The sequence below is a fragment of the Caballeronia sp. AZ7_KS35 genome, assembly GCF_023631045.1.
Taxonomy (GTDB): domain Bacteria; phylum Pseudomonadota; class Gammaproteobacteria; order Burkholderiales; family Burkholderiaceae; genus Caballeronia; species Caballeronia zhejiangensis.
In genome coordinates, this window is sequence record NZ_JALQDV010000001.1 from 1071675 (window position 1) to 1084795 (window position 13121).

Here is a 13121-nt window from a genome sequence, read left to right on the forward strand (position 1 = left end):
GCGGCGCTTCCGGAAAGGTTCTCCTTGCCGTACTGAAAATTTACAAGGCGACGGCGTAATTGTTACCCGATCGTCGGCGGGTTCGCCTCCCATCGGCAGTCCTGCGCGGTGTCGCCGGATCTGGCACGAAAGCTGCAAGATAGGGCTCACATCGTGACTCATATTCGAAAAATTGCCGAAGGGCGCGGTCTCGGAGGCGCACACACGAGGATGGGCGAGAGAGGCAACGCATCATGGAAGACATTTTCAACTTCGACGGGGGCGCACATCCGCGCTCGATTCCCACGCGGCCGGCCCGGACCCGGAAGGAACTCACGGCCGGCGAGCCGATCGACATCTATCACTGGGCCGCTGTCGCGCTCGTGACCGCGCTGATGTGCGCGGTGCTAGGCTATGCGGCGGGCACGCCAGCGCTCGCGCGTGCCGCGAACGTGACGAGCCTCGTGTTCGGCGCGATGGGCGGCGCGTTGATGGCGAGCGGCGTCGTGCGCAGCCTGCGCGCGCGGAGCGCGGCGGGCGAGCGCCTCCGCGTCGCGGGCGTGCCTGTCGCCGAAACGCGCTGACGCGCGCCGACGATCCCGACAAACCCACTTGGGCGAGGACTACATTCCATGAGTCAAACGACTGTCCAGCTTGCGTTGGGCAAGCAAAAGATCATCGAAGACATCAAGGTGCTGCTGAACGACGCGGAGGAATTGCTGCGCTTGTCGGCGACGCTGCCAGGCGAGGGCGTCGATGCGCTGCGCTCGCGTCTGCGCGATCACGTCGATTCGGCGCGCGGCGCGCTCGAAGATGCACAGGCGAGTGCGCAAAGCCGATACCGCGCAGGCGTCGATTGCACCGAGAAATACGTGAAGGACAATCCCTGGCAATCGCTCGGCATGGCGGCGGGCGTCGGTTTTCTGGTGGGACTTCTGGTTTCGCGGTGATTTACAGCTTTATCGCTCCGGCCGGCTTTCCTGACAGCGGCGATTTTCATTAGACGAAGGAGAGAACACAAATGGCACGGCCTTCAATCGGAATTTTCGGCGCGCTGTTCGCGCTAGGCGGCGTTCTCGCATGGAAGTGGGTGCAGTCTCAGGACGCCGGGCGGCGCACTGCACGCGATCTGAACCGTTGGGAAGACGAGGGCGGCAAGGTGCTCACGCCCGCCACCGGCGCGAGCGGGCAGGCCGTAAATGGCCACGGTGCGGTCGGCGGCACCGCCGATGCATGGCATTTTCCGCGGAGTTGATTCACTTCAGACATTCGGCCGAATTAATGGTCCGATCAATCACACGCACGCTGGACCAGCGTGCGTTTTCATCTTGATAAACGCTTATAATCAGTGAAACTTCGGCCATAAGTTGCCTAAATGGAAAAACTTACTTGGACCGAATCAAGCGTGCAGAAATCGGAAATTATTTTATTTTTCGCGCATTCTGCGTGACGCCGATTATCTTTTTTCGGCCGTAACCGCGAATCGCACCGGCCCGTGCGGCAGCGCCGCCGCGCGGAGAAGACCACGCCGCCACCTGGCGTGTGACCCTGAAACGCTTAGGAAGAATTCGAAACGCAATGCCACACGTATTGATTGTCGATGACGATCCCAGTACCCGCGAGGCGCTAGCCGCGATCATCGGCGAAGACGGATTGACGACGGCCACCGCCAGCGATCTGCGCGAGGCGCGCATCCAGCTCGTGCGGCAAACGCCGGACGTCGTATTCACCGATCTCAAACTGCCCGATGGCACGGGCGTCGACCTGTTCGAGGATCTCGATCCGCGCTCGGGCGTCGAGTTCATCGTCATTACGGGACACGCGACGGTGGAATCCGCCGTCAGCGCGCTCAAGATGGGCGCCGCCGACTACCTCGTCAAGCCGATCAACATGCAGCGCGTGAAGGCCATCCTTTCGCGCCTGCCGCGCGCCGGCGACCTGAAAGCGGAAATCGGCACCTTGCGCGGCGAGTTGCGCCGCATGGGGCGCTTCGGTCTGATGCTGGGCAATTCACCTGCGATGCAGACCGTCTACGACCAGGTCGGCCGCGTCGCGCCGACGGCGGCATCGGTGCTGCTCATCGGCGAGTCGGGCACCGGCAAGGAAGTCGCCGCGCAGACGCTGCACGAGCTCTCGCTGCGCCGCAAGCATTCGTTCATCGCGGTGAACTGCGGCGCGATCTCGCCGAACCTGATCGAATCGGAGATGTTCGGCCACGAGCGCGGCTCGTTCACGGGCGCGGATCGGCAGCACAAGGGTTATTTCGAACGCGCGAACGGCGGCACGCTGTTCCTCGACGAAATCACCGAAATGCCGATCGAGCTTCAGGTGAAACTGCTGCGCGTGCTGGAGACGGGCATGTTCATGCGCGTCGGCACGACCAAGGAAATCGAGACGGACGTGCGCCTGATCGCCGCGACCAATCGCGATCCCGAGCAGGCCGTGCTCGAAGGCAAGCTGCGCCTCGACCTTTATCACCGTCTGAACGTGTTCCCGATCAACCTGCCGCCGCTGCGCGAGCGCGGCAAGGACGTCGAGCTGCTCGGCCAGGCGTTTCTCGACGAACTGAACGCACGGTACAACACGAAAAAGGATTTCCCGCCCGCCGTCCGCGAGATGCTGGCGTCGTACAACTGGCCCGGCAACGTGCGCGAACTGAAGAACTACGTGCAGCGCGCGTACATCATGTCGGCGTCGGACTCGGACAGCACCGCGACCGTGCCGCTGCAGATTTCGCTTTCGAAGCCGTCGGCGGGCACGGCGGTGACGATTCCGTTCGGCACGTCGCTCGCGCAGGCTGACCGTCAGCTCATTCTGGCGACGCTCGATCAGTGCGGCGGCGTGAAGACGCGCGCGGCGGAAATCCTCGGCATCAGCCTGAAAACGCTCTATAACCGGCTCGTCGAGTACGGCGAGGATGCAAACAAGGCTGCCGTCGGCGAAGGCGGCGACATAAGCGATTCCGACAGCGAAAATCCCTGAACTTCGCGTATCTTTAGACAAATCGACGCCTGCGGCTTGTAAAACCGCAGGCGTTTTTCATTGGCAGGCGCGTTTTCTACGCCGATAATGTCTCAGAAGCGAACGTAGCCGATGTGTCTCAGGGGCATGGCCCTTGCTGCCGATCGAATGACATCCGCGCAGTCGCGCCAGTGCGTGTCGCGGATGGGAAAAGTACGATCACAAGACCGCAAGGAGCCCATCATGTCACTCAACATGTCGATCCGCGCTTCCGACGATGCCCGTTTCGAAGCTCAGACGCCGCAGCCGCCGGACCCGCCGGTGACGCCGCCGGACCAGCCGCCGCCCACGCCGATTCCGCCCGACACCAATCCGGACCCGACGCGCGAGCCGCCCGAACCGCCGTCGCAGCCGATCGGCGATCCGCCGCCTGGACCGGGCGATCAGCCGCATGTGCAGTAGCGTGTCAGAACGATGTTGAACCGCAGACGTTGGACAATGCCCAGAATTCGTGCAAGGTTTGAATAAGTTTCCATCCCGGACGTAGGGATTACAACGGATGACGCAACGATGACCGGCGACACGTTCTGTCGCCGGTCGTTTTTTCTGAAGCCGCGCTCATCGCAGCGCATCGGTCCGACGCCGCCGACGTCACTATCGCGACGGCCTTCTTACCTGGAGGCATCATGAGGCATCCCGCACTTCGACGCTCCGCGCGTCATTCTTCCAAGCGCGAAGCGCGCGCCGAAGCCGCCAAGTCGGCCGGCACGCAGAGCGCGTCCGCACCGCCCGCCGAACACGATCCCGCCTCGCAGAACCGCCCCGCGCCTGGCGTTCCGCCCGATGGCGAACACAATCAGGGCGGCGTGCGGCGCGAAGGAATCGACTATCAGCGCGATTTGGGCTCCGAGCAGGACTCGTGATTTCAGCCGGCGGCAGCATCCGGCAGAAGAACAAAAATTTCTACGCGGCGCGCCTTCGCCGCGTGTTTTCGTTCGTCCGTAACATCTCCATACAAACTTTCGTTTACAAAAACCAACAAAAAGGCACAGCTTTTGCATACCCTTGATCGCCAATTCGAGCATGCAACGACAACTGATGAGGTGATGCTGTAATGAGCAGATTGATCGTGGTATCGAATCGCGTCGCACCGATCCAGGAAGGCAAGCCCAGCGCGGGCGGCCTCGCGATCGGCGTTCTGGACGCGCTCAAGGAGACTGGGGGCGTGTGGTTCGGATGGAGCGGCGAGATCGTCGGCGAATCGGGCGCGCCTGTTCTGGAGAACAGCGGAAAAGTGACCTACGCGACCGTCGGCCTGACGCGCCGCGATTACGACCAGTATTACCGAGGTTTCTCGAACGCCACCCTGTGGCCGACTTTTCACTATCGCAACGACCTCTCGCGCTTCGATCGAGAGGAGTACGCGGGCTACATGCGCGTGAACGCGAGTCTTGCGGCCAAGCTGAAGACGCTGCTCAAGCCCGACGACATCATTTGGGTGCACGACTATCACATGCTCCCGTTCGCGCAGGAGCTGCGCAAGCTCGGCGTCGCGAATCCGATCGGCTTCTTCCTGCATATTCCGTTTCCGGTGCCGGAGATGATGCGTACGGTTCCGCCGCATGAGGAACTGATCGCGGCGATGTGCCAGTACGACGTCGTCGGCTTTCAGACGGATGCCGACAAGCAGTCGTTCATCGATTACGTGGAACGCACGAGCCGCGGCCACTACAACGACGACGACGGCATGCTTCAGGCCTTCGGCCGCATGCTCAAGGTGGGCGCGTATCCGATCGGCATTTATCCGGACGCCATCGCCAAGGCCGCCGAGCAGTTCTCGAACCGCAAGCCGGTGAAAAGCCTGCGTGACAGCATGCGCGGCCGCAAGCTCATCATGAGCGTCGATCGTCTCGACTACTCGAAGGGTCTCGTCGAGCGCTTTCAGGCGTTCGAGCGCCTGCTGCTGAATGCGCCCGGCTGGCATGGGCGCGTGTCGCTCGTGCAGATCGCGCCGCCGACGCGCTCGGACGTGCAGACCTATCAGCGCATTCGACAGAATCTGGAAGGCGAGGCGGGGCGCATCAACGGACGTTTCGCGCAGCTCGACTGGACGCCGATCCAGTATCTCAACCGCAAATACGAGCGCAATCTGCTGATGGCGCTGTTCCGGCTCTCGCAAGTCGGCTACGTGACGCCGCTGCGCGACGGCATGAATCTCGTCGCGAAGGAATATGTCGCGTCGCAGGATCCGGCCGATCCGGGCGCGCTCGTCCTGTCGCAGTTCGCGGGCGCGGCGGACCAGTTGCCGGGCGCGCTCGTCGTCAATCCGTTCGATCTGTCGCAGATGTCCGAAGCGCTGGAGCGCGCATTGTCGATGCCGCTCGCCGAACGCCAGGCGCGTCACGCCGACATGATGGCGCCGCTGCGCGAGAATAATCTTTCGGTCTGGCGCGATTCGTTCCTGTCGGACTTGCGCAGCGTCGCGACGGCGACTTCCGTCACGGAGAAAACCGTCAAGACCGTGAAGCAGGGCGCGTCCGAAGCCAAGCGGCCGGCCGCCAAGGCCTGAGCGCTCCGATTCGCCGATAGAGAAGAACCCGCGCTTCGAAAGAAGCGCGGGTTTTTTACGCGCGGAACGGGACTTGCGGATTCATCGTGGACACGAACGAAGGAGGTCATGATGAGCGGAAGCACATTGAACCCGCCCGAAGACGACGGCGCGGAATACGGCAAGGGACACGGCACCGGCGCGCTCGGCCCGAGCGACTCGTCGGATAGCGGCTCCGACGTGCAGGGCGAAAAGCGCTATCCCGGCGACATCGAGGACGAGCTCGACGCCCACGCGCTCGGGCAGTCCGAGGCGGAGCTGAACAGCGATACGGACCGCTTCGGCACGGGCGAGGCGGCATCGGCGGATGGCGACAACAATCTGGAAGCCGATGCCGACATCCTGCCCGACGAAATCGAGGACGAAACGCGCGATCTCCCCGACGAGGACGCCGACCCCGCAGCCGACCGATCCTGACACGCATCGGCTGAGGCACACTGCAAGCGGCGCGCTCCGGACGGAGCGCGCCGCTTTTTACACGCGCTTCGCATCGCGGGGCTAACATCGTCGGATTGCTCCCAGTCACGCTCACGATGGATCAGGACGTCTCCGCCACACAATCCGCGCCCGTCGCATCGGGCCGCACGTCGCGCTTCGGCTGGCTTTCGTGGATCGTCGATCCCGTCATGCAATGGTCGCAGGACCACTGCCTGATGTTCTCGGCGGCGATCGCGTTCTTCGCCGCGTTCTCGCTTGCGCCGACACTCGTCATCGTGATCGCGGTGGCGAGCGTCTTCTTCGGCGCCGATGCCGTGCAAGGCAGGCTCTTCGACGAAATCAGCGGCGTCGTCGGCGTCGATGCGGCGCACGCGCTGGAAGCGATCGTCGCGAACGCGTGGCACGCGGACATCGCGCGCAGCACGGCGATCCTGTCGCTCGCGGGCGTGCTGATCGGCGCATCGGCGACATTCTCGTCGCTGCACAGCGCGCTCAACGTCATCTGGCCGACGCCCGCCGTGAGCACGCGCGAAAGCATCGTCACGCTGCTGCGCGTGCGGCTGATGTCGTTCGGGCTCGTGGTCGGTTCGGGTTTGCTGGTCGCGGTGCTGCTCGTGCTCGACGCGCTCGTCGAGTTGCTCGGACATTGGGTGCTGGGCGATGGCAGTCCGTTCGTCGTGCTCTCGGGGCTGACGCGACGAACGATATCGCTCGGCGTGCTGATGATCGCCTTCACCGTGCTGCTCAAATTCCTGCCGACGACGCGCATGCTCTGGCGCGATGCCGCGCTCGGCGCCGCCGCCGCCGCGATGCTTTTCGAAGCCGGCAAGCGCCTCTTCGCGTTCTATCTCGCGCACGCGGGCACGGCGAACATGTTCGGCGCGGCCGGTTCGCTCGCGATCATCCTCATGTGGCTGTACTACTCGGCGGCGGTGTTTCTGCTAGGCGCGGAGCTAGCGGCGACGGCGGCGAGGAAGCGCACGCATCGCGCATCGGGCTGGCGTTGAGCATCAATGAAAGAGGCCGTCCGCGAAGGGACGGCCTCTTCAGCAGTTACCCGCTGTGATGCGTGAAACGCCTTACGCCTGACGACGCAATTCCGCAGGCGGCACCTTCATCAGATGGCGATACTTCGCTACCGTCCGGCGCGCGACGATCACGCCCTGATCGGCGAGCATCTTCGCGAGACTCACGTCGGAGAGCGGATCGCGCGTGTTCTCCTTCGAAATCATTTCCTTGAGCAGCGCGCGCACGGCCGCGGCCGAACACGTGCCGCCGCTTTCCGTCGACAGCTCGCGCGGGAAGAAGTGCTTGAACTCGAAGATGCCGCGTGGCGTCGCCATGTACTTGTTGCCCGTCGCGCGCGAGATGGTCGATTCGTGCAGGCCGAGTTCATCGGCGACATCGCGCAGCACGAGCGGCTTCAGCGCAATTTCGCCGTAATCGAAGAACGCCTTCTGATGCGACACGATGCATTCGGCCACGCGCTGAATCGTCGTGAAGCGCTGCTGCGCGTTACGAATCAGCCAGCGCGCTTCCTGCAACTGCTGCGCGAGCGGCGAACGGCTCGCGCCGGCCGACTGCGCGAACAGTTCCGCGTACATCCGATGGATGCGCGCACGCGGCAACACCGCCGGATTGATCGTCACGACCCACTGCTTTTTCACCTGACGCACGATGACGTCGGGCACGACGTAGTTGTCCTCGCTCGACCCGTAGTTCTCGCCCGGTTTCGGATCGAGGCGGCGTACGAGCGCGCACGCGATGCGCAGTTCATCCGCGCTGCAGCCGATCTTCTTCTGCAGTTCCGCCTGCTCGCGGCGTGCGAGGCGCTCCAGATGATGCGCGACGATTTCCATCGCAACGGCGCGGCCCGGCGTGTCCTCGTCGAGCGCCTGGAGTTGGAGCGTCAGGCATTCCGAGAGATTGCGCGCGCCGACGCCCGGCTTGTCGAGCGATTGCACGAGCTTCAGCGCGATGTTGAGTTCGTCCTCGTGAAGCGCGGGTTCGATCTCCACGACATTCGCGAGGTCGCTCAAGTCCTGCCGCAGATAGCCGTCGTCATCGAGCGCTTCGATGATGAGCTGCGCGATGGCGCGATCGCGTTCGTTCAATTGATAAAGGCGCAGCGCGTCGTGGAGCGTTTCGTGCAACGAAGGTTCGATGCGAACCCAGTCGGCGGGATCGGAACCTTCGCCGTCGCCGTTGTTGCGCGACGCGCCGCGGCCGAACGGATCGGACGAGAATTCGCTGACGGAATCGTCGCGCGAGCCGGAATCCACGTTCGATTCGGCTTCCATGCTCGCTTCGGGCGCGAGCGGCGTCTCGGTGGCGTTGTCGGATGTGGTCGACAGGGTCGAGTCGGACATCGAGCTGCCGTTGTCGGCCCCGAGCGCGTTGTCCTCGGTCTGGGACTCGTCGTATTCGAGAAAGGGGTTGGTATCCAGTGCGTTTCGCAGTTCCTGCTGGAACTCGAGCGACGAGAGTTGCAGAAGGCGAACCGACTGTTGAAGGCGCGGCGTGAGTGCGAGCGTTTGCTTCGCGCGTAGTTCGAGTGTAGGCGGCATTGCTTGCTAATCCTCGATTGTTCCAGACGTGATGGGCAGGTTTGCGACTACTAAAGCAACAGCCATGCCATCGAACGTTAAGGTCGTGCAGGGACTACGTTTTTCGTCACCGGCACCCTTCTTTTGAAGCCTTTCCGAGGCCGCTTTCACGCAGTTTTTACACGCGCTCAGACAAAACCGCTGCGGGTTTCAGGCGCGTCGCGTTGCGCGCGGGCAAGCCTTCCGATGAACGTCGAAGATTTGTTCGCCTACGCACTCAGGCCTTGCCGCGCGGGGCATTCAGGACGCTTCGGCTTCGGTCGGCTCGCGCGGCCGCCGGATCTGGCACGCAAGTTGCGGAACGAAGTTCACGATCCGCGTGCTACGGCGCGGACGTCATCGAAGAGCCGTGTCTAGCACGGAATGCGTGAACGCGGCGTCAGACTAAAATCGAAAAAAGGGAGTATCGACATGAAGACGACTCAAATCCTGAAGGCAGCCGGCGGTATCGCGTGCGTGGTGTTCGCGCTCAACGTCGGCGCACAGACCAACGCAGCGTCGTCGACGAGCGGTTCCGGCACGTCGATGGGCCAGAAGGTCGACGACAGCGCGATCACCACCAAAGTGAAGGCCGAACTGCTCGGCGCGAAGAACGTCAAGTCCACGCATATCCACGTCAAGACGCACGCGGGCGTCGTGTCGCTGACGGGCACGGTGCCGTCGGCGGAAGACAAGACCGCCGCCGAAGAAGTCGTCTCGAACGTCTCGGGTGTTGCTTCCGTGAAGAACCATCTTAAAATTGCCGCCAAGTAATGGCATAGTTCGTATGCCCGGCTTCGCCTCGGCGGGCCGCGGTTGAGTGCCAGCAGTACCGGAACCCGCGCGGGTTCGACGATTCGCCGCAAAAGGCGATGACTCGGACGAAGCGCGGGTTCTCGCTTGGAGGCATCGGTTCACGTTTTCGTCGTCCGGTGCTTCAGTCGCAAGTTCTCGCAAGACGCTTCACCAGTGCGCAGCACCTCGCAGCACTTCGAAACTCAAAAACGAGACGGCCGTTCAGGTCGACACTCAAACAGGCGGCTCACGAATGCGCAGTAGCCCGGCGTTCAGAGGCCCCGGCAAAAAGGAGCTCTTCATGAAGACGAAAAAGATGGCATTGATCGGCGCGCTCGCGCTGGCATTCTCGACGACGGCATTCGCCCAGGCAGCCTCCGATGCGGCAGCCTCGGCGCCGGTGGCGAAGAAGCAGAAGGGCACCAATCTGCATCAGCAGAACAAGGCGCACAAGCTGCACGGCGCATCCGCAGCGGCGGCGGCTTCGGCGCTCGGCACCAATGACAAGGGTCAGCCGCAGTAACCCGCGTCGTACTGTCGCTTGACGAACAAACGGCCGCTTCGTGCGGCCGTTTGCTTTCGAAGCGGCCCGGAAAGCCGGGCCGCGCGCCTCACCGCGTCAGCATCAGGACTTCGCGGCTGCGTATTGATCGCGCAGATCGCGGATGCGGTCGTGGTTCTCCAGCACGCCCTGATACTGGCGCTCCACCACGGCGCGGACATCGGCGGGCAGGTCCTTGTCGAGCGCCTCGCGATAATTCTTCTTCGCTGCATCCTCGCCGCGCTCGCATTCGGCGAGGATCGCGTGATCGCTATGGCCGGTTACGGCCGACTTCACGTCGACCCAGCCGCGATGCAGCGCGCCCGACACCGATCCGCCGGTTTCGGGCTTGCCGCCCAGGCGTGCAACGATGTCCTGCAATTCGCGCGCGCCCTCGGCGCACTTTTGCGCGCGATTCTGAAACAGCAGCTTGAGGCTTGGATCACGCGTATCCTCGGCGGCCTTGAGAAAACCCTTTTCGCCGTCCTTCGAGGTTTCGACCAGATCGTTGAGTACCGATACGACATTCGTGCTCATATGAGACCTCCTTTTCGTTAGGACATTGCCACTGCGCAACCCCTGCGGGATGCGGCTCGCGGATTCATGACGCACGCGGCGTGCCCGATCGCGGGCCGCGCGGCATACGCCTTGCTGCCGTCACCGCACTACAGCGCGCGACCGGTTCGGGACGTGCGCGCGACAAGGCAACAGGAGAACGCAGTGAAATTTTTCAACCGGCTCGCGCATCGCGAGTTTCTGGTGCTGGCGGCTGTCGCCGCATCGGCGCTGACCTTGCATGTCCGACAAGAAAGCATCGACGCGCACGCGCGCTCGGCACACGTTTCGCGCGCGGAATACGGACGCATCTGCGAGCCGCCCGTCGCACATGCGCAGAAGGGGCGCGTGCTGCCGGCCGACTGCGCCATTCGCGCCAACGTGCAGCCGAATCGGCCGAACGCGCCCTGGGTCTAGCACAGACGAAAACGCCCGCACGAAGCGGGCGTTTCATGGATACGGCGCGAAACTACGATCACACGCGCGATTGCGCGAACTCGCCAGCCGGTTGAGGCGGCTTCAGCGGATCGAAGTCGCTCCAGCGGCCTTGTTGCCAGCGGCCCGACGCGCGTTCGATGTCCATTCCGCCTGCTTCACGCAGCACCGCCGCGGCCTGATCGTGCGTTTCCGGCGATACGTGCACGGCCACCAGCACGCCCGCATGACGCGCGGGCTCTTCCGCTTGCGCCGCGCCGTGCGGCTTCTTCTTCGTATGCGACATCGCGCCGACGAGCGATCCGACGTACGCGCCGACGCCCGCCGCGATCACCGAAACCAGCAGCGGCGCCTTGAAGACGGCGAAGATCGCGGCGCCGATGACCGCGCCGACCACCGCGCCGATCGTCACGCCCTTGCCGGCGCCCTTGGGCGCGCCGCTCGCACCCGCATCGGTGCCGACATCGCCGCCGATCGGATGGCGTGCGTGCTGGCCGCTCGGATTGACGAAGAAAAGCGTCACGTCTTCTTCCAGGAAGCCGCGCGCAAAGAGCTTCTGCGCTGCCGTTTCGGCCGCGCGAAAAGTCTGAAATCGGCCCGCAATGATCAGGGACATGTTCCCTCCTTGTTGGCTTGGGTTTTGGGAATGCGTCGTTCAGACGGCAAGGCCGCTCACTCCGGCTCCAGGCCGGCGACGCGGAACAATCCGCTCCTCAGCACGGCGGGCTGGCCGCCGTTGTCGTCGAGCACTTCGGCGCACACCGCGCGGATGCGCGACGCGCCTTGTTCGAACGCGGCGAGCAGATCGTCCTCGCGCGGCGACTTCGCGCCGAAGTGATCTTCGAGGGCTTCGGCGGTGATCGAGCAGACGACCGGCTCGCCGTCGATGAGCGCGGCGAAGTGAATCGCGAGATCGTCGCCGTCGTAGACAGGCGGTTCGTCGGCAAACGTGATGTGCATGGTCGAGTCCTCATAAGCGGGACGGGAAACGGAACGCAAGGCGGCGCGACCGGCGACGTGCGCGATCCTCATGACGCCGCCTTCGCTTTTGCGAGCTGCTGCGCCATCTCGTAGTGATGGCTGATGATCGGCAACGCCTTGGTCGCCGCGGCTTTCAGCGCGGTGTCGTTGCCGGTTTCGCTCTCTTTTCTGAACAGTTCGACGGCCTTTTGATGCCCGCCCACGGCCACCTTTTCAATATAGGCCTTGTCGAACTCGGCACCCTGGAGATTTTGCAGGCTGCCGATCACGGCGGTATCGGCGGCGGGCGGCGCGGTGATGCCGTGACGCTTCGCGAGCACGTCGAGATTGCGCGCGAGCTTCGTGTGATCGACGATCATTCGCTGTGCGAACTCCCGCACCTGCCGGTCGCTCGCATGCGTGAGCGCGAGCTTGCTCGCCGTGAGTTCGGTCGCGCCCGCCTGACCCGCGTCCTGCAGGAATTGCTGATCGATGGGCGAGAGCTTCTCGCTTGGCGTCTGTGCCTGCGCGAGCGGCGCGAAAGCAGCGGCGAGCGACAGCACGACCACGCGCGTCAGGGATGGAAAGTATTTCGGCATCGGCGGGCCTCCGATGAACATGCGCTCACGCGCGCGCCTTGCCGAGCGCGTCGATCAGCGCCTTGTTGAACGCCGGAATATCGTCGGGCTTGCGGCTCGTGATGAGATTGCCGTCGATCTGCACTTCCTGATCGACCCACGTTCCGCCCGCGTTGCGCACGTCGTCCTGCAGGCTCGGCCAGCTCGTCATCGTGCGGCCCGCGACGATGCCAGCCGAGATCGGCAGCCAGCCGCCGTGGCAGATCACTGCGATCGGCTTCTTCGCGCGGTCGGCGTCCTTGACGAAGGCTTGCGCTTTCGCGTCGAGACGGATCGCGTCGCCGTTGACGACGCCGCCCGGCAGGACAATCGCGTCGTAGTCGGCGGGATTGGCGGCGTCGAAGGTCACGTCGACATCGACCTTGTCGCCCTTGTCGACATGCTTGAAGCCCTGAATCTGACCGGCTTTTTGCGATATGACGTCCACCTGCGCGCCCGCTTCCTTGAGCGCGCGTTGCGGTTCCACGAGCTCGGCCTGCTCGAAGCCGTCGACGGCGAGAATCGCGACCTTGCAACCGTTGAGGGAATTGGCCATGAACACACTCCTTATTGCTGATTTCGACTCTTCCGCGCGTGCGGAATCCATGGTCGACGTTCAGCAAAGGCTGTGCCCAGCGGAACGGCCG

18 protein-coding genes are annotated in these 13121 nt (G+C 63.6%); 12 read left to right on the forward strand and 6 right to left on the reverse strand.

Annotated features, from left to right (window positions below; translation table 11 throughout):
* The first annotated feature begins 233 nt into the window (after positions 1 to 233).
* The 9 genes from NCT05_RS05115 (at position 234) to NCT05_RS05155 (ending at position 6993) form a co-directional block, all read left to right on the forward strand.
* On the forward strand, positions 234 to 563 hold the full coding sequence (locus NCT05_RS05115; protein ID WP_008350796.1) for a hypothetical protein: 330 nt from the start codon (positions 234 to 236) through the stop codon (positions 561 to 563).
* Between the two features lie 48 nt (positions 564 to 611).
* Positions 612 to 929: an ElaB/YgaM/YqjD family protein gene (locus NCT05_RS05120; protein WP_008350795.1), complete on the forward strand. Its 318-nt coding sequence runs from the start codon at positions 612 to 614 to the stop codon at positions 927 to 929.
* Between the two features lie 71 nt (positions 930 to 1000).
* Positions 1001 to 1234 carry a hypothetical protein gene (locus tag NCT05_RS05125; RefSeq protein WP_250434233.1) on the forward strand — a complete coding sequence of 78 codons (234 nt, stop codon included), beginning with the start codon at positions 1001 to 1003 and terminating at the stop codon, positions 1232 to 1234.
* A gap of 323 nt (positions 1235 to 1557) precedes the next feature.
* Complete coding sequence (locus tag NCT05_RS05130) at positions 1558 to 2961, forward strand: sigma-54-dependent transcriptional regulator (protein ID WP_008350792.1); 1404 nt, start codon at positions 1558 to 1560, stop codon at positions 2959 to 2961.
* Between the two features lie 222 nt (positions 2962 to 3183).
* A complete protein-coding gene (locus tag NCT05_RS05135) occupies positions 3184 to 3402 on the forward strand; it encodes a hypothetical protein (RefSeq protein WP_008350790.1) in 219 nt (72 codons plus the stop codon).
* Positions 3403 to 3626: 224 nt separating this feature from the next.
* Positions 3627 to 3863 (forward strand): hypothetical protein, encoded by a 237-nt coding sequence (locus NCT05_RS05140; protein WP_008350788.1) that lies wholly within the window; start codon positions 3627 to 3629, stop codon positions 3861 to 3863.
* A 191-nt stretch (positions 3864 to 4054) separates the two neighbouring features.
* Positions 4055 to 5509 (forward strand): alpha,alpha-trehalose-phosphate synthase (UDP-forming), encoded by a 1455-nt coding sequence (gene otsA, locus NCT05_RS05145; RefSeq protein ID WP_008350786.1) that lies wholly within the window; start codon positions 4055 to 4057, stop codon positions 5507 to 5509.
* A gap of 108 nt (positions 5510 to 5617) precedes the next feature.
* On the forward strand, positions 5618 to 5965 hold the full coding sequence (locus NCT05_RS05150; RefSeq protein ID WP_008350784.1) for a hypothetical protein: 348 nt from the start codon (positions 5618 to 5620) through the stop codon (positions 5963 to 5965).
* Positions 5966 to 6081: 116 nt separating this feature from the next.
* Positions 6082 to 6993, forward strand: coding sequence for a YihY/virulence factor BrkB family protein (locus NCT05_RS05155; RefSeq protein WP_250501839.1), 912 nt, complete (start codon positions 6082 to 6084; stop codon positions 6991 to 6993).
* 72 nt (positions 6994 to 7065) lie between these two features.
* On the opposite strand, the gene NCT05_RS05160 is transcribed toward NCT05_RS05155, so the two are convergent.
* Positions 7066 to 8553: an RNA polymerase factor sigma-54 gene (locus tag NCT05_RS05160; RefSeq protein WP_008350781.1), complete on the reverse strand. Its 1488-nt coding sequence runs from the start codon at positions 8551 to 8553 to the stop codon at positions 7066 to 7068.
* Positions 8554 to 9003: 450 nt separating this feature from the next.
* On the opposite strand from NCT05_RS05160, the gene NCT05_RS05165 reads away from it, so the two are divergent.
* Together NCT05_RS05165 and NCT05_RS05170 are read left to right on the forward strand one after the other, a co-directional pair.
* Positions 9004 to 9345, forward strand: a complete 342-nt coding sequence (locus NCT05_RS05165; protein WP_008350779.1) for a BON domain-containing protein — start codon at positions 9004 to 9006, stop codon at positions 9343 to 9345.
* 322 nt (positions 9346 to 9667) lie between these two features.
* Positions 9668 to 9889, forward strand: a complete 222-nt coding sequence (locus NCT05_RS05170; RefSeq protein ID WP_008350777.1) for a hypothetical protein — start codon at positions 9668 to 9670, stop codon at positions 9887 to 9889.
* A 102-nt stretch (positions 9890 to 9991) separates the two neighbouring features.
* Here NCT05_RS05170 and NCT05_RS05175 read toward each other — a convergent pair whose 3' ends face one another.
* The gene (locus NCT05_RS05175; RefSeq protein WP_008350776.1) at positions 9992 to 10444 is read right to left on the reverse strand and encodes a PA2169 family four-helix-bundle protein; all 453 of its coding nucleotides are present in this window, start codon (positions 10442 to 10444) and stop codon (positions 9992 to 9994) included.
* A 183-nt stretch (positions 10445 to 10627) separates the two neighbouring features.
* Here NCT05_RS05175 and NCT05_RS05180 point away from each other — a divergent pair, with 183 nt between their 5' ends.
* Positions 10628 to 10879 (forward strand): hypothetical protein, encoded by a 252-nt coding sequence (locus tag NCT05_RS05180; RefSeq protein WP_250501840.1) that lies wholly within the window; start codon positions 10628 to 10630, stop codon positions 10877 to 10879.
* 58 nt (positions 10880 to 10937) lie between these two features.
* Here NCT05_RS05180 and NCT05_RS05185 read toward each other — a convergent pair whose 3' ends face one another.
* From NCT05_RS05185 to NCT05_RS05200, 4 genes are read right to left on the reverse strand one after another with little or no spacing between them, the layout of a single operon-like run.
* A complete protein-coding gene (locus NCT05_RS05185) occupies positions 10938 to 11513 on the reverse strand; it encodes a glycine zipper domain-containing protein (protein WP_034471300.1) in 576 nt (191 codons plus the stop codon).
* A 56-nt stretch (positions 11514 to 11569) separates the two neighbouring features.
* Positions 11570 to 11929 (reverse strand): DUF1488 family protein, encoded by a 360-nt coding sequence (locus NCT05_RS05190; protein WP_008350770.1) that lies wholly within the window; start codon positions 11927 to 11929, stop codon positions 11570 to 11572.
* Positions 11926 to 12456, reverse strand: coding sequence for a DUF4142 domain-containing protein (locus NCT05_RS05195; RefSeq protein ID WP_250501841.1), 531 nt, complete (start codon positions 12454 to 12456; stop codon positions 11926 to 11928). The genes NCT05_RS05190 and NCT05_RS05195 overlap by 4 nt, the downstream gene beginning before the upstream one ends.
* A 25-nt stretch (positions 12457 to 12481) precedes the next feature.
* Positions 12482 to 13030 (reverse strand): type 1 glutamine amidotransferase domain-containing protein, encoded by a 549-nt coding sequence (locus NCT05_RS05200; RefSeq protein WP_244807824.1) that lies wholly within the window; start codon positions 13028 to 13030, stop codon positions 12482 to 12484.
* Between the last annotated feature and the right edge of the window lie 91 nt (positions 13031 to 13121).

What these genes read in the sequence shown, in the direction of transcription:
- NCT05_RS05115 (WP_008350796.1), top strand. Translation starts at nt 234, where the DNA reads ATGGAAGACATTTTCAACTTCGACGGGGGCGCACATCCGCGCTCGATT.
- NCT05_RS05120 (WP_008350795.1), top strand. Translation starts at nt 612, where the DNA reads ATGAGTCAAACGACTGTCCAGCTTGCGTTGGGCAAGCAAAAGATCATC.
- NCT05_RS05125 (WP_250434233.1), top strand. Translation starts at nt 1,001, where the DNA reads ATGGCACGGCCTTCAATCGGAATTTTCGGCGCGCTGTTCGCGCTAGGC.
- NCT05_RS05130 (WP_008350792.1), top strand. Translation starts at nt 1,558, where the DNA reads ATGCCACACGTATTGATTGTCGATGACGATCCCAGTACCCGCGAGGCG.
- NCT05_RS05135 (WP_008350790.1), top strand. Translation starts at nt 3,184, where the DNA reads ATGTCACTCAACATGTCGATCCGCGCTTCCGACGATGCCCGTTTCGAA.
- NCT05_RS05140 (WP_008350788.1), top strand. Translation starts at nt 3,627, where the DNA reads ATGAGGCATCCCGCACTTCGACGCTCCGCGCGTCATTCTTCCAAGCGC.
- otsA (WP_008350786.1), top strand. Translation starts at nt 4,055, where the DNA reads ATGAGCAGATTGATCGTGGTATCGAATCGCGTCGCACCGATCCAGGAA.
- NCT05_RS05150 (WP_008350784.1), top strand. Translation starts at nt 5,618, where the DNA reads ATGATGAGCGGAAGCACATTGAACCCGCCCGAAGACGACGGCGCGGAA.
- NCT05_RS05155 (WP_250501839.1), top strand. Translation starts at nt 6,082, where the DNA reads ATGGATCAGGACGTCTCCGCCACACAATCCGCGCCCGTCGCATCGGGC.
- NCT05_RS05160 (WP_008350781.1), bottom strand. Translation starts at nt 8,553, where the DNA reads ATGCCGCCTACACTCGAACTACGCGCGAAGCAAACGCTCGCACTCACG.
- NCT05_RS05165 (WP_008350779.1), top strand. Translation starts at nt 9,004, where the DNA reads ATGAAGACGACTCAAATCCTGAAGGCAGCCGGCGGTATCGCGTGCGTG.
- NCT05_RS05170 (WP_008350777.1), top strand. Translation starts at nt 9,668, where the DNA reads ATGAAGACGAAAAAGATGGCATTGATCGGCGCGCTCGCGCTGGCATTC.
- NCT05_RS05175 (WP_008350776.1), bottom strand. Translation starts at nt 10,444, where the DNA reads ATGAGCACGAATGTCGTATCGGTACTCAACGATCTGGTCGAAACCTCG.
- NCT05_RS05185 (WP_034471300.1), bottom strand. Translation starts at nt 11,513, where the DNA reads ATGTCCCTGATCATTGCGGGCCGATTTCAGACTTTTCGCGCGGCCGAA.
- NCT05_RS05190 (WP_008350770.1), bottom strand. Translation starts at nt 11,929, where the DNA reads ATGAGGATCGCGCACGTCGCCGGTCGCGCCGCCTTGCGTTCCGTTTCC.
- NCT05_RS05195 (WP_250501841.1), bottom strand. Translation starts at nt 12,456, where the DNA reads ATGCCGAAATACTTTCCATCCCTGACGCGCGTGGTCGTGCTGTCGCTC.
- NCT05_RS05200 (WP_244807824.1), bottom strand. Translation starts at nt 13,030, where the DNA reads ATGGCCAATTCCCTCAACGGTTGCAAGGTCGCGATTCTCGCCGTCGAC.